This is a genomic window from Nitrobacter sp. 62-13, from assembly GCF_001896955.1.
Lineage (GTDB): Bacteria > Pseudomonadota > Alphaproteobacteria > Rhizobiales > Xanthobacteraceae > Nitrobacter.
This window is the reverse complement of the sequence record NZ_MKRN01000039.1, coordinates 13,134-14,594: the sequence shown is the minus strand read 5'-3', so window position 1 is coordinate 14,594 and position 1,461 is coordinate 13,134. Positions and strand designations below refer to the sequence as shown.

Below are 1,461 nucleotides of genomic sequence, written 5' to 3'. Positions count from 1 at the left end.
TCGCTGATGGCCTCCGCGTCCGCCGCATCTGTTTTGCCACGCTTGACGAACGGTTTGACATAAGCCGGCGGAATGAGCCGCACCTCATGACCGAGAGCTGTGATCTCGCGCGCCCAATAGTGGGCGCTACCGCATGCTTCCATTCCCACCAGGCATGCTGGCAGCTTCTCAAGAAACGCAGAACTTCGCTGCGCCGCAGCTTCCGGTTGAACATAGACGGGCCCTCGGCATCCGCTCCGTGAACCTCGAAAATCCGCTTGGCCAGATCCAGCCCGATGGCGATAATCATGGAACGGTTCCTCCTTTGTGGCGTTCGAACAACGACCACGTTCTAGCTACTTTGATGCTGTTGGAGCGGGCCGTTCCACCACATCAAGTTCGGAGAGCTACACGCGCTTTCTGGCAGAGATTTATGCCCGCCAAGGGATTCGGCTCGACCGTGCGACGCTGGACAAATGGTCAGGCCGGGCCTTGCTTCTATCTCCAGCCCGTCGGCGATCGGATGCGCCGCCATTGCCGGGCGATCGTCTCCGACGATCGCGGCCATGGCGGCCCGGGTCCGCCGATTGTGCTGTTTCGATATGCCTCTGGCCCGAGCGGCGCCTATGAGGGCCATAACCAGCTCGTTCGACCGGCACCGTGGACGCTCGTGTATTGCGGGAGCCATTTGCTTCGAAGCTTCGGCTTCCATCGGCGCAGAACGCGCGGAGCGATGCCGTAGCGGCGCGAGATCTCGCTGCCGCTCGCGCCGGACCGTATCATCTCCTCAGAATCCAACGCTTATCGGCTTCGCTGAACCGTCGCCGATGCCCTTCACGTGGTCTTGGAACAATGGGCTCCGCTGTCGTCGAGCAGGGATGAGACCCCGGACTTGCGAGGGAACTTAACGGCGGGCTAAGGGGAGGACTTAAGGGGCGTCGATACCACAGCTTCCGCTTGGGCGGCTGTGGCCCCACTTTAAACAACGATAGCCAGTTGCCAAACGCCCTGAGCGGAATGCTTCACAATATTTACGTTGATTCAAGTCGCTACGCGTCCATGCCTCGTGATGCGCCCGCCAAAAATCCTCGCCTTGACGCCTCCACCCCTCGATGTTCGCTCGTCCATCTTCAAATTGAAGACAGGAACAGATCGGCGTCGCTAACGATCGAACAAGGGTGCGAGAAATGGACGCTTAACCTCAACGCCTACGGAATTCCCAGCTTCCAGTCGTCGTTTCCCTGTTTTTCGAATTGCTTTCCCTGATAGGTTTTCTAGGGAATGCTCTAAGAAGTGCCTGCAATGAGAGCACTTTTAGCATTGGCTTTTGTCTCTCACAGGCAGGATGAACGAAATTCCCTGTAAAATTCCCTGTTAGCAGCGAATTTCGGTGGAGATTTGGTTGCGCACCACTGCATCGCCAGCCACACAGTGCGAAATCCAGAGAATTTTCTTCTTTTGTGCTAAAAAATCCCGCCAATG

At 57.3% G+C, this 1,461-nt stretch carries 1 pseudogene; it reads right to left on the bottom strand.

Annotated features, from left to right (window positions below):
* A pseudogene (locus BGN91_RS04670) lies at nt 1-289 on the bottom strand (transposase); the annotation flags it as partial.
* Nucleotides 290-1,461 lie beyond the last annotated feature (1,172 nt).